This is a genomic window from Streptomyces sp. NPDC096310 (assembly GCF_044763125.1).
Classification (GTDB): domain Bacteria; phylum Actinomycetota; class Actinomycetes; order Streptomycetales; family Streptomycetaceae; genus Streptomyces.
In genome coordinates this window covers 91,022-112,515 of record NZ_JBIWFO010000006.1, presented here as the reverse complement: position 1 = coordinate 112,515, position 21,494 = coordinate 91,022, and the positions used below count along the sequence as shown (strand labels likewise).

The following is a 21,494-nucleotide window of genomic DNA, read 5'->3' as shown; positions in this document are numbered from 1 at the left end:
CGGCGTTGACACCAGCGTCGACGCCGACCTCGCGGCCCGCCCCCCGCTCAGACCTTCCGGTGGCCTATGAGCCGCGGCTTCGGCTCCAGGTTCTCCAGGCCGTGCCACGCCAGGTTCACCAGGTGCGCCGCCACCTCCGACTTCTTCGGGCGGCGGGCGTCCACCCACCACTGGCCCGTCAGCGCCACCATGCCCACCAGGGCCTGCGCGTACAGCGGGGCCAGCTTCGGGTCGAAGCCGCGGTTCTTGAACTCCATGCCGAGGATGTCCTCGACCTGCGTGGCGATGTCGCTGATCAGCGACGCGAACGTGCCCGTCGACTGGGCGACCGGGGAGTCGCGGACCAGGATGCGGAAGCCGTCCGTGTACGTCTCGATGTAGTCGAGCAGGGCGAACGCCGCCTGCTCCAGCAGCTCCCGCGGGTGGCCGGCCGTCAGGGCGCTCGTGACCATGTCGAGGAGCTGGCGCATCTCCCGGTCCACGACCACCGCGTACAGCCCCTCCTTGCCGCCGAAGTGCTCGTACACGACGGGCTTGGAGACCCCGGCCTTCGCCGCGATCTCCTCCACCGACGTCGCCTCGAAACCCTTCTCGGCGAAGACCGTACGACCGATGTCCAGAAGCTGCTCGCGCCGTTCCGCCCCGGTCATCCGGACCCGGCGGGTCCGCCGGCCCGTCGCGGGACGGGACTTCTCCGTGCTGCCCTGCTTGCTCGTACCGCCGTCGATCGCCACGGTGCCCATCATGCCTTGGCGGGTGCGCTCTTGCGGCGGGAGTCCAGACGGGAGGAGCTGGGCCAGCGGGCGTCGCTCGCCCAGCCCAGCACCTCGAACCAGCGGATCAGCCGGGCGCTCGAATCGAGCTGCCCCCTGAGCACGCCGTGCCGCGCGCTCGTCGGGTCCGCGTGGTGCAGGTTGTGCCACGACTCGCCGCAGGAGAGCACCGCCAGCCACCACACATTGCCCGAACGGTCCCGCGACTTGAAGGGCTGCTTGCCGACCGCGTGACAGATCGAGTTGATCGACCAGGTGACATGGTGCAGCAGCGCCACCCGGACCAGCGACCCCCAGAAGAACGCCGTGAAAGCACCCCACCAGGACATCGTCACCAACCCGCCCACCAGCGGCGGCACCATCAGCGAGACCAGCGTCCACATCGCGAACTGACGCGACACCGCGCGGATCACCGGATCCTTGATCAGATCCGGGGCGTACTTCTGCTGCGACGTCTGCTCCTCGTCGAACAGCCAGCCGATGTGCGCCCACCACAACCCCTTCAGCAGCGCGGGCAGCGTCTCCCCGAACCGCCACGGCGAGTGCGGGTCGCCCTCCGCGTCCGAGAACTTGTGGTGCTTGCGGTGATCCGCCACCCAGCGGACCAGCGGGCCCTCCACGGCCAGCGAACCCGCCACCGCGAGGGCGATCCGCAGCGGACGCTTCGCCTTGAACGCGCCGTGCGTGAAATACCGGTGATAGCCGATCGTCACACCATGGCAGCCGATGTAGTACATCGCCACCATCAGGCCCAGATCGAGCCAGCTCACACCACCCCACGACCAGGCCAGCGGCACCGCCGCCAGCAGGGCCAGGAACGGCACCACGATGAAGACGAGCAGCGCGAACTGCTCCAGAGGGCCCTTGCTCTCACCGCCGACGGTGGCCGACGGTAGCGGAGTGGAGCCGGAGGGTGACGGCTGAGGGGAATCGTTCATCACGTCAGGAGGTGTGGACATGGGGATCCCTGGGGTGAGGAGTGGGGAATGGGGAGAAGGAGGGGGATGGGGGGCGGTGGGGGCGTGGGGCGGGAACGTGGGGGCGTGAGCTGGGGACGTGGGGGGCTCGTACTCGGAAATCGGGCAGAAGCCCGGATACAGGTGCGTAACCTACGGCAACGTAAGTATGGCAGCGCCGAACCACGAGGCAAGAGGGCTGTGGATAACGTCAGGCGAAGGCCACCTATCCTTGGACCGTCGGACAGCGCGGTCCGCAAAGTCTCCAGAACCCCTCCAGACGTGCTCAAACACTGCAAGGAGCCGCACCTGTGAGCAGTGCCGACCAGACCCCATCCGCCAGCGCGGAGCTCCGCTCAGACATCCGCCGTCTTGGTGACCTCCTGGGCGAGACCCTCGTACGGCAGGAAGGCCCGGAGCTCCTTGAGCTCGTCGAACGGGTCCGCGCCCTCACGCGCGAGAACGGTGAAGCCGCCGCCGAGCTTCTCGGCGACACCGACCTGGAAACCGCGGGCAAGCTGGTCCGCGCCTTCTCCACCTACTTCCACCTCGCCAACGTCACCGAGCAGGTCCACCGCGGCCGCGAGATGCGCGAACGCCGCGCCGCCGAGGGCGGCCTCCTCGCCCGCACCGCGGACCGCCTCAAGGACGCCGACCCCGAACACCTGCGCCAGACCGTCAAGAACCTCAACGTACGGCCCGTCTTCACCGCGCACCCCACCGAAGCCGCACGCCGCTCCGTACTCAACAAGCTCCGCCGCATCGCGGAACTCCTCGAAGCCCCCGCCCTCGCCTCCGACCGGCGCCGCCACGATCTGCGGCTCGCCGAATCCATCGACCTGATCTGGCAGACGGACGAACTGCGCGTCGTACGGCCCGAACCCGCCGACGAAGCCCGCAACGCCATTTACTACCTGGACGAACTGCACGTCGGCGCCGTCGGCGACGTACTCGAAGACCTCGTCGCCGAACTGGACCGCGTCGGCGTCGAGCTGCCCCCCGGCACCCGCCCCCTCACCTTCGGCACCTGGATCGGCGGTGACCGCGACGGCAACCCCAACGTCACCCCCGAAGTCACCCGCGAAGTCCTGATCCTCCAGCACGAGCACGGCATCACCGACGCCCTCGAACTCGTCGACCACCTCCGCGGCCAGCTCTCCAACTCCATCCGCTACACCGGCGCCACCGACGAACTCCTCGACTCCCTCCAGAACGACCTCGTCCGGCTCCCCGAGATCAGCCCCCGCTACAAGCGCCTCAACGCCGAAGAGCCCTACCGCCTCAAGGCCACCTGCATCCGGCAGAAGCTCGTCAACACCCGCGAACGCCTGGCCAGGAACACCCCCCACGAGAACGGCCGCGACTACCTCGGCACCGCCGAACTCCTCGACGACCTCACCCTCATCCAGACCTCCCTGCGCGAACACCGCGGCGGCCTCTTCGCCGACGGCCGCATGGACCGCACCATCCGCACCCTCGCCGCCTTCGGCCTCCAGCTCGCCACCATGGACGTACGGGAACACGCCGACGCCCACCACCACGCGCTCGGCCAGCTCTTCGACCGCCTCGGCGAGGAATCCTGGCGCTACGCCGACATGCCCCGCGACTACCGGCAGAAGCTCCTCGCCAAGGAACTCCGCTCCCGCCGCCCCCTCGCCCCCACCCCGGCCCCGCTCGACGCCGCCGGCGAGAAGACCCTCGGCGTCTTCCACACCGTCCGCCAGGCCTTCGAACGCTTCGGACCCGAAGTCATCGAGTCCTACATCATCTCCATGTGCCAAGGCGCCGACGACGTCTTCGCCGCCGCCGTCCTCGCCCGCGAAGCCGGACTCCTCGACCTCCACGGAGGCTGGGCCAAGATCGGCATCGTGCCGCTCCTCGAAACCACCGACGAACTGCGCGCCGCCGACATCATCCTCGACGACATGCTCGCCGACCCCTCCTACCGCCGCCTCGTCTCCCTGCGCGGCGACGTCCAGGAGGTCATGCTCGGATACTCCGACTCCTCCAAGTTCGGCGGCATCACCACCTCCCAGTGGGAGATCCACCGCGCCCAGCGCCGACTCCGCGACGTCGCCCACCGGCACGGCGTACGGCTGCGCCTCTTCCACGGCCGCGGCGGCACCGTCGGCCGCGGCGGCGGCCCCTCCCACGACGCGATCCTCGCCCAGCCCTGGGGCACCCTCGAAGGCGAGATCAAGGTCACCGAACAGGGCGAGGTCATCTCCGACAAGTACCTCATCCCCTCCCTCGCCAGGGAGAACCTGGAACTGACCGTCGCCGCCACCCTCCAGGCCTCCGCCCTGCACACCGCGCCCCGCCAGTCCGACGAAGCCCTGGCCCGCTGGGACTCCGCCATGGACATCGTCTCCGACGCCGCCCACAGCACGTACCGCACCCTCGTCGAGGACCCCGACCTCCCCGCGTACTTCTTCGCCTCCACCCCCGTCGACCAGCTCGCCGACCTCCACCTCGGCTCCCGCCCCTCCCGGCGGCCCGACTCCGGCGCCGGCCTCGACGGCCTCCGCGCCATCCCCTGGGTCTTCGGCTGGACCCAGTCACGGCAGATCGTCCCCGGCTGGTTCGGCGTCGGCTCCGGCCTCAAGGCGCTCCGCGAAGCCGGACCCGACACCGTCCTCGACGAGATGCACGAACACTGGCACTTCTTCCGCAACTTCCTGTCCAACGTCGAGATGACCCTCGCCAAGACCGACCTGCGGATCGCCCGCCACTACGTCGACACCCTCGTCCCCGACCACCTCAAGCACGTCTACGAGGCCATCGAGGCCGAACACGCCCTCACCGTCCAGGAAGTCCTGCGCATCACGGGCGGCGAGAAGCTACTCGACTCCCACCCGGCGCTCCAGCAGACCTTCGCCATCCGCGACGCCTACCTCGACCCGATCTCCTACCTCCAGGTCTCGCTCCTCGCCCGCCAGCGCGCCGCCGCCGAGCAGGGCGACCCCGCCGACCCGCTGCTCGCCCGCGCCCTGCTGCTCACCGTCAACGGCGTCGCGGCCGGACTCCGCAACACCGGCTGACCGGCCCCGGCCCACCACCCGGGCCCCTGACGGCGTCCGCCCCCGCACCGGAACCCCGGGCGGGGGCGGACGCCGTACGTACAGAAGCCGCGGATGCGGGCGTACGTGGCGGGCTCAGAGCGCGAAGAACGTCGCCACCAGCAGCACCCCGCCCGCCACCGCCGCACCCCACGCCGTCCGCGTCAGCCGCAGCCCGCCCCCGATCACCAGCGACGCCAGCAGCAGCGCGCCACCCAGCGGCACCCACGCGTACAGCAGACCCGCCGTCCCCGTACGCACCAGCTCCGTCGTCCCCGGCCTCACCACCACCGCAAGCCGGTCACCCTTCCCCACCGCGACGGACTCCTCGATCGTCATCCGCCCCGGCTCACCCCCCGGACCGTCCGCCACATACCGCCCCGAACACACACCGTCCCGGCACCCGGTCACCGTCAGCGTCCCGTGCTCGCGGCCCTTGGACAGCACCACGTGCTGCGCGTCGCCCCACGACGTCCACACACCCGCCACCAGCAGCAACAGAACGATCGCGCCCATCACCGTCCGATGGCCGAACGAGACGATACGGGCCGACGGGGCCGGCTTGCGCTTCCCCTTGCCGGCCCCCTTCTTCCGCTTCCCAGGGCTCACAGGGCTCATAGGGCGGGATCCTTGGCCATGGGAACGCGCCCGGTCAAACCACGGGCCGGGGAAAGCACGGCAATGCGGGGGCTTGTCAGGAGTTGTACGTGCTCTGCGCGCGCTCCAGCCCGTCCATCACCAGAGCCTCCACCGCGTCCGCCGCACGATCCACGAAATACGCCAGCTCCTTGCGCTCCACCGACGAGAAATCCTTCAGCACGAAATCCGCGACCTGCATCCGCCCCGGCGGCCGGCCGATCCCGAACCGCACCCGGTGATACTCCGGCCCCATCGCCTTCGTCATCGACTTCAACCCGTTGTGACCGTTGTCCCCGCCACCCAGCTTCAGCCGCAGCACCCCGTAGTCGATGTCCAGCTCGTCATGGACCGCCACCACACGCGCCGTCCCCACCTTGTAGAAATCCCGCAACGCCGTGACCGGACCACCCGACAGATTCATGTACGACGCCGGCTTCGCCAGCACCACCCGCCGCCCCCCGGGACCAGGACCCCCCAGCCGGCCCTCCACCACCTGCGCCTGCGCCTTCTGCGCCCGCCGGAACGAGCCGCCGATACGCTCCGCCAGCAGATCGGCCACCATGAACCCGACATTGTGCCGGTTGGCCGCGTAACCGGGCCCGGGATTCCCCAGACCCACGATCAGCCAGGGGGCATTGGCATCCGTGGTCATCCGCGCCGTCTCTCCTCGCGCACTCGTACAACAGAAGGTGGATACACAGAAGTGGATACACAGAAGGTGGATACAGCGAACGGGGTGGCCGGCCCGGCAAGGCCCGCCACCCCGTGAAAACCGTCCGGAGGATCAGCCCTCGGAACCCTCGGCAGCGGCCTCGTCCGCGGCCGGCTCCTCGGCCTGCGCGGCCAGCACCTGGATGACCACCGCGTCCTCGTCCGTCACCAGCGTCGTGCCGGCCGGCAGCGGGACATCCTTCGCCAGGATCGACGCACCGGCGTCCAGACCCTCGACGGAGACCGTGACGGACTCCGGGATGTGCGTGGCCTCGGCCTCGACGGTCAGCGTGTTGAGAACGTTCTCCAGCAGGTTCGCACCCGGCGCCAAGTCACCCTCGGTGTGCACCGCGACCTCGACGGTGACCTTCTCGCCGCGCTTCACCGCGAGCAGGTCGACATGCTCGATGTGACCCTTGATCGCGTTGCGCTGCACGGCCTTCGGGATGACCAGCTCGTTGCGGCCCTCGATGTCCAGGCTGATCAGCGCGTTCGCCGTCTTCAGCGCCATCATCAGGTCGTGACCCGGCAGGGTGACGTGGACAGTGTCCGCACCGTGACCGTAGATGACCGCGGGGACCTTGCCGGCGACACGCGTACGGCGGGCCACACCCTTGCCGAACTCGGTACGGATCTCGGCGCTGATCTTCACTTCAGCCATGGCTGACGCACTCCTCGTAAGTAACGCGGATTCCCGCGGAACAGGAAATCGGGCCGTCACCCGGCCACAACGGGCCTGCTACGAAGAGCGCGTCGATAACGGACCAGCCGCACACAGGTGCGGCCTCCCTCGCCGAGCAACCCGATGAGTCTACCCGGCGGAGAGGCCGCCCCAGAAATCGATCTTCCAGCAGGCCACCGGCTCCCCGCGGCCGCCGAACGGCCACCGGCCCTCAGCGGCCGACGATCACGCCTGCTCCTCGAAGAGGCTCGTCACCGAACCGTCCTCGAACACCTCGCGCACCGCCCGCGCGATCGTCGGCGCGATCGACAGCACCGTGATCTTGTCCAGATCCAGATTGCCCGGATCCGGCAGCGAATTCGTGAACACGAACTCGCTCACCTTCGAATTCTTCAACCGGTCCGCCGCCGGACCCGACAGCACACCATGCGTCGCCGTCACAATCACATCCTCGGCGCCATGCGCGAACAACGCGTCCGCCGCCGCACAGATCGTCCCACCGGTGTCGATCATGTCGTCCACCAGCACACACACCCGGCCCGACACATTGCCGACGACCTCATGCACCGTCACCTGGTTCGCGACATCCTTGTCCCGCCGCTTGTGCACGATCGCCAGCGGCGCACCCAGCCGGTCGCACCAGCGATCCGCCACCCGCACCCGGCCCGCGTCCGGAGAGACCACGGTCAACTTCGACCGGTCCACCTTCCCCGCCACGTAATCCGCCAACACCGGCAGCGCGAACAAATGATCCACCGGACCGTCGAAAAAGCCCTGGATCTGGTCCGTGTGCAGATCCACCGTCAGGATCCGGTCCGCACCCGCCGTCTTCATCAGATCCGCCACCAGCCGCGCCGAGATCGGCTCCCGCCCACGGTGCTTCTTGTCCTGGCGCGCATACCCGTAGAACGGCACGATCACCGTGATACTCCGCGCCGACGCCCGCTTCAGAGCGTCGATCATGATGAGCTGCTCCATGATCCACTTATTGATCGGAGCGGTATGGCTCTGGATCAGAAAACAGTCCGCACCGCGGGCCGACTCCTGATAACGGACATAGATCTCACCATTGGCGAAATCAAATGCCTTGGTCGGCACGATCCCGACACCGAGTTGCCGCGCGACCTCCTCGGCCAGCTCGGGGTGGGCGCGGCCGGAGAAGAGCATCAGCTTCTTCTCGCCGGTCGTCTTGATCCCGGTCACAGCACTGTCTCCTCAGACGTGTTGATGGCCGCCGAGCCCGCGCGTCCCTGCGAGGCGTCCCTGCAAGCCAGCCGAATCGTGCAGATGTGCAGTTATCACGGTACGCCGTGATCGGTGCGCCTCTTTCCGGTCAGCTTTCCCCCGCGACGCCCCCGGACGCCGACGCCGCCGCCTGCGCGGCAGCACTCCCCGGACGCTTCCGCGCCACCCAACCCTCGATATTCCGCTGCTGGCCACGGGCCACGGCCAGCGAACCCGCCGGCACATCCTTCGTGATCACCGACCCCGCAGCGGTGTAAGCACCGTCCCCGACCGTGACAGGCGCCACAAACATGTTGTCCGAACCCGTCTTGCAGTGTGAACCGACCGTCGTGTGATGCTTCGCCTCACCGTCGTAGTTCACGAACACGCTCGCCGCACCGATGTTCGTGAACTCACCGATCGTCGCGTCCCCCACATACGACAGATGCGGCACCTTCGTACCCTCACCGATCGTCGCGTTCTTCATCTCCACATACGTGCCCGCCTTCGCACGCACCCCCAGCCGCGTACCCGGCCGCAGATAGGCGTACGGACCCACCATCGCGCCCTCGCCCACCTCCGCCCCGTCTGCCACCGTGTTGTCCACCCGCGCACCCACACCCACAGCCGTGTCCTTCAACCGCGAGTTCGGCCCCACCTCCGCGCCCTCCGCCAGATGCGTCGAACCCAGAAGCTGCGTCCCCGGATGCACCACCACGTCCTGCTCGAACGTCACCGTCACATCCACCGACACCGACGCCGGATCCACCACCGTCACCCCGGCCAGCATCGCCCGCACCAACAACCGCTCGTTCAACAGCCGACGCGCCTCCGCGAGCTGCACCCGGTTGTTGATCCCCAGGATCTCCCGATGATCACCGGCGACCGACGCCCCGACCCGATGGCCCGCCCCACGCAAGATGCCCAGCACATCCGTCAGGTACTCCTCACCCTGACTGTTGTCCGTACGCACCTTGCCCAGCGCGTCCGCGAGCAACTGCCCGTCGAACGCGAACACCCCCGAATTGATCTCCCGGATCGCCCGCTGCGCGTCCGTCGCGTCCTTGTGCTCGACGATCGCCGTGACCGCGCCGCTCGCCCCGTCCCGCACGATCCGCCCGTACCCGGCCGCGTCCGGCACCTCGGCGGTCAGCACCGTCACCGCGTTGCCGTCGGCGGCGTGCGCCGTGGCGAGCGCGTTCAGCGTCTCCCCGGAGAGCAGCGGGGTGTCACCGCAGACGACGACCACGGTCCCGTGCGGCGTGCTCCCCAGCTCCTGGAGCGCCATCCGCACGGCGTGCCCGGTGCCGAGCTGAGTGGCCTGGTAGGCGGTGCGCACACCCGCGTACGCCGCGGAGAGATGGCCCTCGACCTGCGCGCGGGCGTGGCCGACGACCACGACGAGCTGCTGCGGGTCGAGCTCTTGCGCGGCGGACACGACATGTCCGACGAGCGAGCGCCCGCAGACCTCGTGCAGGACCTTGGGGGTCTTCGACTTCATGCGGGTACCTTCACCCGCTGCGAGGACGATGACGGCTGCCGGGCGGTTGGCGCTCACGGGGATGCCCTTCGGCTTCGGGTGATGGTCAATCGCAGGATACCGGGGGGTAGCGGGGCGTAAACGAGGACGGGTCCCGACCGGTGAGGTCGGGACCCGCATGCGGATGCTCCCCTGCCAGGACTTGAACCTGGAACAAGTTATCCAAAGTAACCCGTGTTGCCGATTACACCACAGGGGACTGCAAGCCGGTATCAACCGGACATTTTCCTACCGGTCGAGCTGGTGGCTCCTACTATGCCGTACCACCAGCCCTCGACGCGACGGTAGAGCTCCGCGCTTTGAGAGACCCGGATGACCGGGCAGCCCCTGATCCGGGGTCCCGAGGTCGCCGGATATCGGGGTGCGGGCCCCCTTAGGCTGGGAGACATGACCACAACGGGGGCACACCAGGACTCTGCGGGCATGGCTGCCCGTGGCTACTGGTGGTGGGGGCGGCGGCGGAGTGTCGCGCTGGACGTGGGGCTGGCGGTCGTGTCGGCCCTGGAGTGCGGGTTGCAGGGGGCGCAGTTCGCCCAGACCGCGGTGCTGCCGGTGCCGGTGGGGGTGCTGTTCGGGCTGATCGCCGGGTCGATGCTGCTGGTGCGGCGGCGGTGGCCGTTCGCGGTGGTGCTGGTGTCGATCGCGATCACGCCGGCGGAGATGGGCTATCTGATGGGCCTGGTCGGCCTGTACACGCTGGCCGCTTCCGAGGTGCCGCGCCGGATCATCGGGGCGCTGGCGGGGATGTCGTTCGCGGGGACGCTGATCGTGACGGCCGTGCGGATGTCGCGGAACGTGGTGGACACGGGGATCGACTCGGCGCGCTGGTATGTGCCGGTGGTCGCGGTGCTGATGTCGGTCGGGCTGACGGCGCCGCCGTTGCTGCTGGGGTTGTACGTGGGGGCGCGGCGGCGGCTGATGGAGAGCTTGCGGGAGCGGGCGGACAGTCTGGAGCAGGAGTTGTCGTTGCTGGCCGACCGGGCGGAGCAGCGGGCGGAGTGGGCGCGTACGGAGGAGCGGACGCGGATCGCGCGGGAGATGCATGACGTGGTGGCGCATCGGGTGAGTTTGATGGTGGTGCATGCGGCGGCGTTGCAGGCGGTGGCGTTGAAGGATCCGCAGAAGGCGGTGAAGAACGCGGCTCTGGTGGGGGATATGGGCCGGCAGGCGTTGACGGAGTTGCGGGAGATGTTGGGGGTGTTGCGGGCGGGGGAGCAGGTGGCGTCGCGGCGGGCGGACGGGGTGGCGGGGGCGGCGTCGGTGGTGCCGTTGGCGTCCGTGGGGCTGGCGGCGGCCGCGGCGGCCGCGGCGGCGGCCGAGGATGGTCCGGGGATGGGGGATATCGAGGCGCTGGTGGGGGAGTCCCGGGATACGGGGATGGTGGTGGAGCTGATGGTGCAGGGGGAGTCGCGGCCGTATGCGCGGGAGGTGGAGCAGACCGCGTACCGGGTGGTGCAGGAGGCGCTGACGAATGTGCTGAAGCATGCGGCGGGGGCGAAGGTGATGGTCCGGCTCGCGCATCGGGAGGCGGAGGTGGCGATGCAGGTGGAGAACGGGCCTTCGGATGGTGGTGCGCAGGACGCGGGGTTGCCGAGTGGGGGGAATGGGCTGGTGGGGATGCGGGAGCGGGTGACGGCGTTGGGCGGGGTGTTCGTGTCGGGGGAGACGGATGCGGGGGGTTTCCGGGTGTCGGCGGTGCTGCCGGACCGGCGGGGTGCCGCTGCGTGAGTTCGAGGGGGCTGGGGTGCCCCTCGCCGCCCCGCCGTCTGTACGGGGCCGTGTGACGGGTGTGTCAGTCGGCGAGTACGGCCGGGCGTACGGCTTTGGGGCCGAAGCGGTGGCGGCCGCGGTCCGCGGCGGCTTCGATGGCGCGGGCGCGGGCGTCGCCCGGGTCGAGGGTGAGCTGTCGGAAGGCGGCGGTGGCGGGTCGCAGGTTGTCGGCGCGGAGTGTGAAGGCGCGGACGCGGGCGCGCTGGAGTCCGAGGGCGGTCAGAAGGCCGAGGGCGGCGGTGACCAGGGCGGGTGAGTGGTCGGTGGGTTCCTGGAGTGCGCGGGTGCGGGTGGTGGAGCTGCGGTCGGCGTAGCGCACGGTGAGGGTGAGGTGGGCGGCCACCTGTTTTTCCTGGCGCAGCCGCTGGCCGGTCCGGTCGGCGAGGCCGAGGACGGCGCGGTGGTGCTGGGCGGGGTCGAGGCAGTCCCGGTCGAGGACGAGGTCGGTGGTCAGGTGGGGGGCGGGTTCTCTGGGGACGAAGGGGCGGGGGTCGTGGCCGTGGGCGCGTTCGGCGAGCAGTCGGGCCGGGCCGGCGCCGAGGAGGCGTTGCAGGGTGGTGGCGGGCAGTGCGGTGACCTGGCCGATGGTGTGGACGCCGTAGCCGCTGAGTGTGGCCGCGGTGGTGCGGCCGGTGCCGGGTAGTGCGGTGAGCGGGCGGGGGCGCAGCCAGTCGGCGGCGTGGTCGGCGGGGACCCAGGTGGTTTCTCCGGGGGCGGAGGCGTCCGCGGCCATGGTGGCGAGCATGCGGTTGTCCGCGAGGCCGGCGCTGCTGTCGATGCCGTAGAGGGCTTTGAGTCGTAGTTTCGCCAGGTGGACGAGGTCGTAGGGGGGCAGGTCGAAGTATCGGAGCGCCGAGGTGAGGTCGAGTTGGACGGCGGTGGGCGGGATGGCCCGGACGTGGGGGGTGATGCCGGTCAGCAGGTCGAGTGCGTCCGCGTAGCGTTCTTCGTCGGGTATGCCGTGCAGGTGGAGGTGGGCGATGTGGTGTCGGCGTGTGGTCATCCCGCGCTCCCCGGGCTTGTGTAGCCGAGTTTCTTGAGGTCGGCTGTGCGGCTGCCGGCGGGCAGCAGGTCGGCGTAGGGGTGGAGGCGGGCGCCGGTGGTGCCGTCGGCCAGGGTGCGCCGGGGCTGTGCGGGGGTGGGGTGCGGGTGGTCGGCGCCGAGGAGGGCGAGGGCGGCTTCGGGGCCGTGGTCGCGGCGGGTGGCGGCGATGAGGTCCAGGTCCCAGGCCATGGTGCCGACGACGGTGCGGCGGGTGCCGCGTACCTGGACGGTGCCGCGGACCAGCAGGAGTCCGCTGTGGAAGACGGTGTGTGCGCAGGCGGGGTGGGAGTCTTCGAAGAAGGCCAGGTCGACCAGGCCGGAGCCGTCTTCAAGGGTGACGAAGATGATGCGTTTGCCGCTGGCGATGGGTGGGGTCTGGGTGGCGGCGCGTACTCCGGCGACGAGGACTTGTCGGCCGGCGCGCAGTTGGCTCAGGTGGGCCGCGTCGGTGGCGCCGATCTCCCGTAGCAGCCGGTGGTGGTGGTCCATCAGGTGCTGGGAGACGTCGATGCCGAGGGTGGTCAGTTCGGCGCTGAGGGCTTCGCGTCCGGTCATTTCGGGCAGGCCGCTGGGTTCGGCTCCGCCGACGGCTTCGGTGGAGAGGGGTAGTTGGCCTTCGCCCGCGGTGCGGGTGCGGGTGGCCCGGTGGAGTTCGGTGATCTGGAGCAGCAGGTCGCGTCGGGTGAGGCGGCCGTCGTGGAGGGGGGTGAGGGCGCCGATTTCGGCGAGGTGTTCGGCGACGGGTCTGCTGGGCCTGGCTCGTTGCCAGAAGTCGGAGAGTGATCCGTAGGGGCGGCCTTCTTCGATCCGGGTGGTTTCCTCTTTGCTGATGCCGTGGACGGCGGAGAGGGCGAGGCGTACGCCCCACTGTCCGCTGTCGGTTTTTTCCACGGTGTGCCGGGCGGTGGAGTGGTTGATGTCGACGGGCAGGACGGGGACGCCGCGGCGGCGGGCGTCGGCGACGATGACGCGCAGCGGCCACATGCCGGGGTCGTGTTCGAGGAGGCCGGCGAGGAGGAATGCCGGGTGGTGGGCTTTGAGCCAGGCGCTCTGGAGGGCGGGTACGGCGAAGGCGACGGCGTGGGCGCGGCAGAAGCCGTAGGCGCCGAAGGATTCGACGGTTCTCCATACCTCGTCGCGGACGGTGGTGTCGTAGCCGCGGGCGGTGGCCCGGTCGTGGAACCAGGTTTTGATCTTGGGGAGCCGGTTCTTGTCGCCGAGGGCGCGGCGGGCGATTTCGGCCATCGCGCGGTCGCAGCCGGTCAGTACGGTCAGGGTTTCGATGATTTGTTCGTGCCAGATGGTCACGCCGTAGGTGTCGGCGAGTACCGGTTCCAGGTCGGGGTGGGCGTATTTCGGTGTGCCGCCGTGGCGTGCGGCGATGTACCGCTCGGGCATGCCTCCGGCGACGGGTCCCGGCCGGAAGAGGCTGATGTCGGCGATGACGTCCTGCGGGTCGCGGGGCTGGAGCCGGGAGAGGAGGTCCTGCTGGCCGGGTGATTCGAGTTGGAACAGGCCGATGGTCTGGCTTTCCTGGATGAGTTTGAACGCGAAGACGTCGTCGAGGGGGACGTGTTCGGGGTTGTCGAGGTCGATGTGGTCGCCGGTGGCCCGTTCGATTTCGGCGACGGCGTGGGCCATCGCGGACTGCATCCGTACGCCCAGGACGTCGAGTTTGATGTTGCCGAGGGCTTCGATCTCCTCCTTGGCGGCCATTGCCATCGGGTAGTCGCCCTGGGGGGTGGGTTGTACGGGCAGCCGGTCCAGGAGCGTGGCGTCGCTGATGATCACTCCGCAGGGGTGCATGGCCATGCCGTGGACCAGGGAGTCGAGTCCTTCGGCGAGTTCCCACAGGGGTCCGTACCGGTCGGCTTCGGCTGCCAGGGGGCGCAGTTCGGGGAGTTCGGCGAGGGCGCTGGTGATGTCGGAGGCCCGCAGGTGGGGGAAGCTCTTGGCGATCCGGTCGATGTCGGCGGGGGCGATGCCGAGCGCCAGTCCGGTGTCGCGCAGGGCGCGGCGGGCCCGGTAGGTCTCGGGCATGGCGGTGACCGCGACCCGTTCGCGGCCGAACCGGGTGAAGATCGCGTCGTAGCATTCCAGTCGCCGGGCGGATTCCACGTCGATGTCGATGTCGGGGAGGGAGGCGCGGCGCAGGCTGAGGAAGCGTTCGAACAGCAGCCGGTGGTCGAGGGGGTTGGCCGTGGCGATGTCGAGGGTGTGGCAGACCATCGAGCCGGCGCTGGAGCCGCGGGCCGCGACCCGGATGCCCAGTTCGCGGATGTCGGCGACGACCTGGCCGACGGCGAGGAAGTACGAGTCGTACTTCAGTGTCGAGATCACGTTCAGTTCTTCGTCCAGCCGGTCGCGTACGGCGGGGTCCCGGTCGAGGCCGCGGCGGATCAGCCCGGCTTCGCAGCGTTGGCGCAGCAGGCGCGCGGCGCCGTCCGTGCCGTCCCCGCCGTTCGCGGGCCCGGCGCCGAACACGGCCGGTTCCGGGAAGTGCCGGGTGCCCAGGCCGAGATCGGCCACGGGGTCGACGGTGCACGCGTCCGCCGTGGCGGCGGTGTCCGCGAGCAGCCGGTCCGCCCGCCGGGGGTCCGTTCCGGCGCATGCGGCGATCTGCCGGGCGGCGTCCGTCATGGCCGCCTCGTCCTTGAGCCAGCGCCGGCCGCCGTCCAGGCTCCGCCGGTCGATGGGCCGTAGCAGCCGGGCGGCGTCCAGGACGTCGGCCAGCCGGTGCTGGTCGGGGTCGGCGTAGCGGACGGCGTTGGAGAGCACGGCGGTGGTACGGGTACGGTCGGCCAGCGCCAGGGTGCGGGCGGCGAGTCGCAGCGATCCCGGTGCGGTGCCGGGCCGGGAGTGCAGGACGGTCTCCAGCCGTACCCCGTCGCCGAAGATCTCCCGCCATGGCGCCAGCAGCCGGGCCGCGACGTCCTCCCGGCCGGCCGCGAGCGCCCGTACCGGTTCGGAGACCGGTCCGAGCAGCACGGTCAGGCCGGGGCCGCCGTATGCGCGCAGGGCGTCCCACCCGACGGTCACCGGTGCCGCGCCGGAGGCGGTTCCGGCGTGCGCGGCGGAGGTGATGCGGCACAGCCGTGCCCAGCCGGCCCGGTCCTGGGCGAGCAGGACGAACCGCAGGGCGGGTTCGACGACATGGGCGCCGCCGCGCGCGGGGGTACGGGTCCGCTGTGCGGGCGGGGGCGGCGCGAGGGGTTCCACCGCGAGGTCGATGCCGAAGAGGGGGCGGATCCCGGTGGCGGCGCAGGCCTGTGCGAAGCGCACGGTGCCGGTGACGGTGTCACGGTCGGTGAGCGCGAGCGCGGTCATGCCGCGCTCGGCCGCCCGCTGGGCCAGGTGCTCGGGGTGGGCGGCGCCGTAGCGGGCGGAGTATCCGGACGCGACGTGCAGATGCGTGTAGCCCGTCATGCCGCGCCTCCGTCACTCCACCCCGTTCAGTCACCCGGCCGATGCCTGTCTCGTACTCTCGTTCGAATATTCTAGCCGCGTTGTCCCCGGTCAGCGACTTTTTTCGTACAGGTGATCGAGGGCGGGGGTGTGAGGTGCCCGAACGGGACGTGCGTCCCTCCGTCACATCCGGGCCCCGGTGGCGGAGTTGGGCGCGACAGCGCTCCGCGTCCCCGGAAGTGGTGGCGTACGTCACCCACGAGGACGCGCGATGGCGCGCGGCGGGAGCGGGGCCCACCCGCACCGGTAACCCTCCGTGACGGGCGAGGGGTGTCTCAGGGGGAGGTCAGACGGGCCGGTTCGAGGCCGGTGATCAGTGTCTTCAGAGCCAGGTCGATGTCAGGGCCCAGATACCAGTCCCCGGTGTGGTCGATGCTGTAGACACGGCCCTCGCTGTCGATGGCCAGAACGGCCTGCCCCTCGCCCTCCTCGCCCAGCGGGCTCAGCTCCGTCTCCAGCGACCGGCCGAGATCGGTGAGGGTACGGGCGTGATGGAGCCCGGCGGTGGGGTCGATCCGCAGCACGGCGGGCGCGATCTGACGGCCGGGGCCCGGAGCGGCGATACGCAGGCCGCCGAATTCGGCCCACGCCTCGACGGCGGCCGGAAAGACGCTGAGCCGGTGGCCGGCCGGGGTGATGTGGGCGCGCAGGACATCCGCCCACTCCTCGGCCCGCTGTATGTCCCAGCGGCCCGGCTGCCAGCCGGCGTCGCGCAGCGCGGTGTCCACGGGGACGGGGAAGCGGGTGCTGGTGTGCGCGTGCGGAGGCTGCCGCGGGTACGGGTGGCCGGTGCGCTGGAGGTCGGGCATGGTCAGCCGTTCTCGGTGGGGTCGACGGACCGTACGCCGAAGTGGGCGAGGAGCGCCGTACAGGAACGGCAGGGCGGGGCGTAGCTGCCGTGCAGCGGGTCGCCGTCCTCGCGGATACGGCGCGCGGTCAGCTTGGCGTGCTTGAGGGAGCGCCGTGCCTCGCCGTGGGTCAGGGGTTTTCGTCTCGCTCTCTTGGAGCGGCCGGCCTCGGCGGCGGTGAGATGGCGCGAGAGCAGTATGGCCTCGGGGCAGCGGCCCGTGAACCGTTCGCGCTGGCCGCTGGTGAGGGTGTCGAGGAAGTCCTGCACGAGGGGGTGGAGGGCGGGCGGCTGGTCGGCCTTGCCCGCCGTGCAGGTGAGGGTCTCGCCGCGGACGGAGAGCGCGGCGGCCACGGCCGGCAGGATGCCGTCCCTGCGCTGCCGGACGGTCGGCGGGAGCTGCGCCTCGGTGGAACGCCAGCTCAGACGCGGGTCGCCGGGGGCCCGCGGAGCGACGGGGGCCCCCGAGGCGTCGGCCCCGCCGGTGGTGCGCGGAGCGGCGTACTCGGTGCGCTCCGTGTGCTGTGCGGTGTGCATGGTGCTGGTCCCCTCCCCTCACCGGCGGCCGGTAGCCGTCGGTGTCACGCCCCCATGTTGCTGGGACAGCCTGCCAAATGTGACGCACTGTGGGGAAACCGGGGATCCGATCCGGGTAGATCGGCGAGGATCGGTGCGGATCATGACGCGGAATCGTCGCTGCGTCACGCGGGGTGTGCCGCTTGGTCACCGGGCGCGAGGAGCGGGCAGGACCCCGGCGGGCCGGTCACCGCCGAGGGGCGGACGTAGCTGACTGTCACCGGCCGGAGGCGGGGCGAGGGCCCGGCGGGGACGCGATCAGGCCGGAGGGAAGAGGCGGGATCGGGCCGGGGGAGGAGTGTCGCAGGCGCCTCTTGCCCCACCGCATAGGCTGTCCTGAACCAGGGCTGTGGAACCAGCCGGAAGCGCAGCAGGGGGCAACCGCCATGACGACAGGTCGGCTCGGGCAGCAAGCCGCGCCACCGAACGCGGCCTATGCCGGGCAGGTCGTGCATTTCCCGGACCCGGTCCGGGCCTCCCGGCACCCCAGAGGTGTACGGGTGGATGCCGACGGCTACCCGGATTTCGCGCCGTACGCGCGCGCGGCCGCGGAGATAGCCGAGCCCCCCGAGGGGTTCGGCGTGGACGAACTGCGGCTGACGGACTACGTGTCCGCGAACGCGGCGCTGGCCGCGGCGGGCCACGAGCTGTGGGACACGATCACGCCGGTGGCCACGCCGCACGGCTGGACCTGGCACCACGTGGCGGGTACGCGCCGGATGGAGCTGGTGCCGGCCGAGGTCAAGGCGCTGCTGCGGCACCACGGTGGTCTGGCGACGGCCCAGGTGGACCACGGCAAGCGCGGTACGCGTCCGCTCCAGGAGACCCGGCCGGTGCACTTCGGGCTGCCGAAGACGTCGGTGTCGGTGAGCGAGCAGCAGGTGCAGGGCGCGGAGGAGGACCTGGGCTACCGGCTGCCCGGCGCCTACCGTTCGTTCCTGAAGGCGGCCGGCGGCTGCGCCCCGGTGGGCGCCGCGCTCGACGCGGAGCTGGGGCTCCTGGTGGACCAGCCGTTCTTCACGGTGCGGGACGAGGCCGCGGTCAACGACCTGGTGTACGTCAACAAGTGCCTGCGGGACCATCTCACCAAGGACTATCTGGCGGTCGCCTTCGTGCAGGGCGGGCTGCTCGCGGTGAAGGTACGGGGTGAACGGGCCGGCTCGGTCTGGTTCTCCGCGTACGACGACGCCCGGGACCGGGACGGCTGGGCTGTCCAGGAGCGGGTGGAGCGGCTGCTCCTGGAGTGCGGCGACGACTTCGACGCGTTCCTGCTGCGGCTGGCGGGCAGCCCGCCGGAGCTGGAGACCGTGGCGAACCTGATGGTGGACGGCGGCTTCGCGCGCGCCGTCCCGGTGGAGGGGTGAGCGCGGTGGTGACCTTCGCGCAGGCGCAGGAGCGCGCGGAAGACTGGGTGAACGGCGACGCGCCCGGTTACCAGCACCGCGAGGTGCGGGTGCGGGAGTTCGAACTCGGCTTCGTGGCATGGGCGGAGGACCGCGAGAACGGTCCGACGTCCGACGGCGGCCGGCAGCGGCTGGTGATCGCGCGGGACAGCGGTGAGGCCACGCTGTGGCCGGGGCTGCCGGTGGGCGAGGTCATCCGCCGGTACGAGGAGGAGTACGGGACGCGGGGCGAGCCGCAGGCCGCCGCGGCGCCCGAGGCGCCGGCGCGTATCGACCTGAACCAGACGTCGTTCCTGCTGACGCCGCCGGAGTGGTTGCAGGACGCGGCCGACAAGATCGGCATCCCGGACCGCAGGAAGCCGGCGGACCCGTCCGCCGCTCCGGATGTTCCGGGCGCTCCACGTGCTTCAGGTCCTCCAAGTGCTCCAGGCGTTTCCCGTACTTCAGGTGCTCCAGGTGCTCCAGAGGCTTCAAGTACTCCGGGTGCTCCAGGGGCTTCGGCGTCCGGCGGTCCTGGTGGCGGCTCGCTCGGCGGCGGCGCTTCCCTCGCCGCTGGTGGCGGCGGCTCCCTCGGCGCCGGGGCTTCCCTCGGCGCCGGTTCGGCCGGGGCGCCCCCGGCCAACGCCTCGCAGGGCAGCTCGGCCCGCCCCGCCGCGTACGAGCCCACCGCCAACGACGGTGTGCCCGCCTCGGCGCCCGCCCCGCCGCCCGGGGCGACGCCCTGGACCGGGATCGACACCAGCGAGTCGTCCGCCTCGCCGGACGGCGGCTCCGTACCGCTGCCCGCGACGGTCTTCGCGCCGCCGCTCGCCGGTGCCGACGACGATGACACCCCGCCGCCGAGCGTGGCCGCCGAGGCGCCGACCGCGCTGATGTCCGGCGGCAGCCAGTTGCCGCGTACGGCACTGGCGTCCGCGCTGAACCTCCCGGAGGCCGGAACCCCGGCACCGGGCGCCCCGGGTGCTCCGGGTGCGCCGGCTCCGGGTGCGCCGGGTGCTCCGGGCGTTCCTGGCGCTCCGGGCGCGCCACGCACCCCGGGCGCTCCCGGAACGGGCTCCGGCAACGGTGACATCGCCGATGCCGCGACGAGCAAGGCCTCCGTACCGCCGCGTGGCACGCGCGGGGGCGCCGGGGCGGTACCGCCGCCGCCCGGCGCGCCGGGTGTGCCCGGTGCGACCCCGCCGCCCGCCGCCCCGCCGGGCCCTTCGGGTCCGGGGACGCCCGGCGCCCCGGCCGGCGGCTACCTGCCGACGCAGCTCGCGCCGAGCATCGGCTCCTCCGTCCCGCAGCCGCCCGGCCCGCCGCCGGCCCCGCCCGGCGCTCCCGGTACACCTCCCGGCACCCCGCCGGGCGGGGTGCACCAGGCGGCCACGATGTTCGCCGACCCGAGCCAGGGCCAGGGCATCCCCGGCGGCCGGCCCCCGCAGCCCCCCGGCGCCCCGGGAGCCCCCGGTACGCCGCCCGGCGGTGTCCACCACGCCGCGACCATGCTGGCGGGACCTGGCCGGACGGGCGGTGGCCCCGTACCGCCGCCCTCGGCCCCCCGGCCGCCCGGCCCGCCCGGCGCCCCCGGTATGCCCCCGGGCATGCCGCCCGGGGCTCCCGGGGCCCCCGGAGTCCCGGGTGGCACCGGGTCCGTACCCCCGCCGTACGGCTACCCGCCGCAGCCGTCGGGGCTGCCGACCGTCGGCCCCGGCTACCAGGCCGTGCTGCGCTACCGCGCGCCCGACGGCTCCGAGGCGCAGATCATCCGGCGCTCCGCACCCGGCACCCCGCACCCCGAGTGGCAGATCCTGCACGAACTGCGCGGGATGAACGTGCCGCCGCAGCAGGTGCTCGAACTCCACACGGAGCTGGAGTCGTGCGAGCTGCCCGGCGGCTACTGCGCGCGGATGATCCGGGAGACCTGGCCGCAGGTGCGGATCACCAGCGTCGCCCCGTACGGTCAGGACCACGCCAGCAGGCAGCAGGGCATGCAGCATCTCCTCACCCACCAGGGCGAGTTGCATCAGGTCGCCGACGGTCCCGCGCGCCCCGCGCCGGTCCGGGCGCCGCTGCCGCAGGTGGCGCCCGCGCCGCCGGTGCCGCCCGAGGGGATCGCGCAGGAGCTGGCGGCGGCGTTCGGCCCCCAGGGCATCTGCCGGTTCGACCAGCGCGCCGTGTCCCGGCAGGGCGTGCCCGAGCTGGTGGCGCGCACCCTGGTGTGGGCGGGGCTGCCGGCCGACTTCGGGCCGTTCTTCTGGGCGCAGCCCCCGCAGCCGGTGGTGCCGACGCTGGCCGAACTGGCCGCGCAGCGGCAGGTGCCGGCGGCTCCGGACGCGGGCTCGTACCTGGTGATGGGCAGCGATTTCGGACGGGCGCTCTGCGTCCAGTACGGTACGGCGCACATCATGGCCGTACCGGTGGAGGCGGGGCCCGGCGGGCAGTCGGTGGCGCCGCAGTTCGTGAACACCGGACTGCCGGAGTTCACGCGCTCGCTGGCGCTGCTGGGACGGATGTGGCGGCTGCGCTTCGGGCTGACCCCGGAGCAGGCGGGCCGCTGGACCGTCGATTTCCAGGCGCAGTTGGCGGCGCTGGACCCGGCGGCGCTGTCGTCGCCGGAGAACTGGTGGTCGGTGTTGCTGGAGCAGATGTGGGACGGATTGCTGTGACGGTTCGTTAGAACACACGCGTCGGTACGGATGACCGAGGCGCCCACCGCACGGCGGTGGGCGCCTCGCTGTACCCGACCCTGAGCTGTGACTCTGTGGTTCGCCCGAGAAGGGCCTTCAAGATGGGTGGTGCACCGTTGTCGGATCATGGCTT

15 protein-coding genes and 1 tRNA gene are annotated in these 21,494 nt (G+C 71.4%); 4 read left to right on the top strand and 12 right to left on the bottom strand.

The genetic code is table 11. The annotated features are described in order from the left end of the window. Positions 1 to 47: 47 nt before the first annotated feature. Positions 48 to 743: a TetR/AcrR family transcriptional regulator gene (locus ACIQ7D_RS15360; protein ID WP_403937899.1), complete on the bottom strand. Its 696-nt coding sequence runs from the start codon at positions 741 to 743 to the stop codon at positions 48 to 50. Further along, the gene (locus tag ACIQ7D_RS15355) at positions 743 to 1,732 is read right to left on the bottom strand and encodes an acyl-CoA desaturase (protein ID WP_403937633.1); all 990 of its coding nucleotides are present in this window, start codon (positions 1,730 to 1,732) and stop codon (positions 743 to 745) included. The genes ACIQ7D_RS15360 and ACIQ7D_RS15355 overlap by 1 nt, the downstream gene beginning before the upstream one ends. Positions 1,733 to 2,040: 308 nt before the next feature. Here ACIQ7D_RS15355 and ppc point away from each other — a divergent pair, with 308 nt between their 5' ends. Beyond that, entirely contained in the window at positions 2,041 to 4,770 is a 2,730-nt protein-coding gene (ppc, locus tag ACIQ7D_RS15350; RefSeq protein WP_403937632.1) for a phosphoenolpyruvate carboxylase, read from the top strand. Between the two features lie 114 nt (positions 4,771 to 4,884). On the opposite strand, the gene ACIQ7D_RS15345 is transcribed toward ppc, so the two are convergent. The 6 genes from ACIQ7D_RS15345 to ACIQ7D_RS15320 form a co-directional block, all read right to left on the bottom strand. Beyond that, a complete protein-coding gene (locus ACIQ7D_RS15345) occupies positions 4,885 to 5,304 on the bottom strand; it encodes a hypothetical protein (RefSeq protein ID WP_403937897.1) in 420 nt (139 codons plus the stop codon). 178 nt (positions 5,305 to 5,482) lie between these two features. Then, the gene (gene pth, locus ACIQ7D_RS15340) at positions 5,483 to 6,079 is read right to left on the bottom strand and encodes an aminoacyl-tRNA hydrolase (protein ID WP_403937630.1); all 597 of its coding nucleotides are present in this window, start codon (positions 6,077 to 6,079) and stop codon (positions 5,483 to 5,485) included. Between the two features lie 132 nt (positions 6,080 to 6,211). Continuing rightward, entirely contained in the window at positions 6,212 to 6,799 is a 588-nt protein-coding gene (locus ACIQ7D_RS15335) for a 50S ribosomal protein L25/general stress protein Ctc (RefSeq protein ID WP_403937629.1), read from the bottom strand. A 246-nt stretch (positions 6,800 to 7,045) separates the two neighbouring features. After that, a complete protein-coding gene (locus ACIQ7D_RS15330) occupies positions 7,046 to 8,023 on the bottom strand; it encodes a ribose-phosphate diphosphokinase (protein ID WP_403937627.1) in 978 nt (325 codons plus the stop codon). A gap of 130 nt (positions 8,024 to 8,153) precedes the next feature. Continuing rightward, positions 8,154 to 9,602: a bifunctional UDP-N-acetylglucosamine diphosphorylase/glucosamine-1-phosphate N-acetyltransferase GlmU gene (glmU, locus tag ACIQ7D_RS15325; RefSeq protein WP_403937625.1), complete on the bottom strand. Its 1,449-nt coding sequence runs from the start codon at positions 9,600 to 9,602 to the stop codon at positions 8,154 to 8,156. Between the two features lie 109 nt (positions 9,603 to 9,711). After that, positions 9,712 to 9,783: transfer RNA gene (locus ACIQ7D_RS15320), tRNA-Gln, on the bottom strand. Positions 9,784 to 9,971: 188 nt separating this feature from the next. Between ACIQ7D_RS15320 and ACIQ7D_RS15315 the strand changes: the two genes are divergently transcribed. After that, positions 9,972 to 11,312, top strand: a complete 1,341-nt coding sequence (locus ACIQ7D_RS15315) for a sensor histidine kinase (RefSeq protein WP_403937623.1) — start codon at positions 9,972 to 9,974, stop codon at positions 11,310 to 11,312. Positions 11,313 to 11,376: 64 nt separating this feature from the next. Here ACIQ7D_RS15315 and ACIQ7D_RS15310 read toward each other — a convergent pair whose 3' ends face one another. The 4 genes from ACIQ7D_RS15310 to ACIQ7D_RS15295 form a co-directional block, all read right to left on the bottom strand. Beyond that, positions 11,377 to 12,357 carry an ImpB/MucB/SamB family protein gene (locus ACIQ7D_RS15310; protein WP_403937621.1) on the bottom strand — a complete coding sequence of 327 codons (981 nt, stop codon included), beginning with the start codon at positions 12,355 to 12,357 and terminating at the stop codon, positions 11,377 to 11,379. Then, a complete protein-coding gene (locus ACIQ7D_RS15305; RefSeq protein ID WP_403937619.1) occupies positions 12,354 to 15,824 on the bottom strand; it encodes a DNA polymerase III subunit alpha in 3,471 nt (1,156 codons plus the stop codon). Before ACIQ7D_RS15305 ends, ACIQ7D_RS15310 begins: the two co-directional genes overlap by 4 nt. A gap of 314 nt (positions 15,825 to 16,138) precedes the next feature. After that, positions 16,139 to 16,672 (bottom strand): SUKH-3 domain-containing protein, encoded by a 534-nt coding sequence (locus tag ACIQ7D_RS15300; protein WP_403937617.1) that lies wholly within the window; start codon positions 16,670 to 16,672, stop codon positions 16,139 to 16,141. A 2-nt stretch (positions 16,673 to 16,674) separates the two neighbouring features. After that, positions 16,675 to 17,247 carry a YwqJ-related putative deaminase gene (locus tag ACIQ7D_RS15295; protein ID WP_403937615.1) on the bottom strand — a complete coding sequence of 191 codons (573 nt, stop codon included), beginning with the start codon at positions 17,245 to 17,247 and terminating at the stop codon, positions 16,675 to 16,677. 425 nt (positions 17,248 to 17,672) lie between these two features. On the opposite strand from ACIQ7D_RS15295, the gene ACIQ7D_RS15290 reads away from it, so the two are divergent. Next, positions 17,673 to 18,650, top strand: a complete 978-nt coding sequence (locus tag ACIQ7D_RS15290; protein WP_403937613.1) for an SMI1/KNR4 family protein — start codon at positions 17,673 to 17,675, stop codon at positions 18,648 to 18,650. A gap of 5 nt (positions 18,651 to 18,655) precedes the next feature. Further along, complete coding sequence (locus tag ACIQ7D_RS15285; RefSeq protein ID WP_403937895.1) at positions 18,656 to 21,340, top strand: SUKH-4 family immunity protein; 2,685 nt, start codon at positions 18,656 to 18,658, stop codon at positions 21,338 to 21,340. Positions 21,341 to 21,494 lie beyond the last annotated feature (154 nt).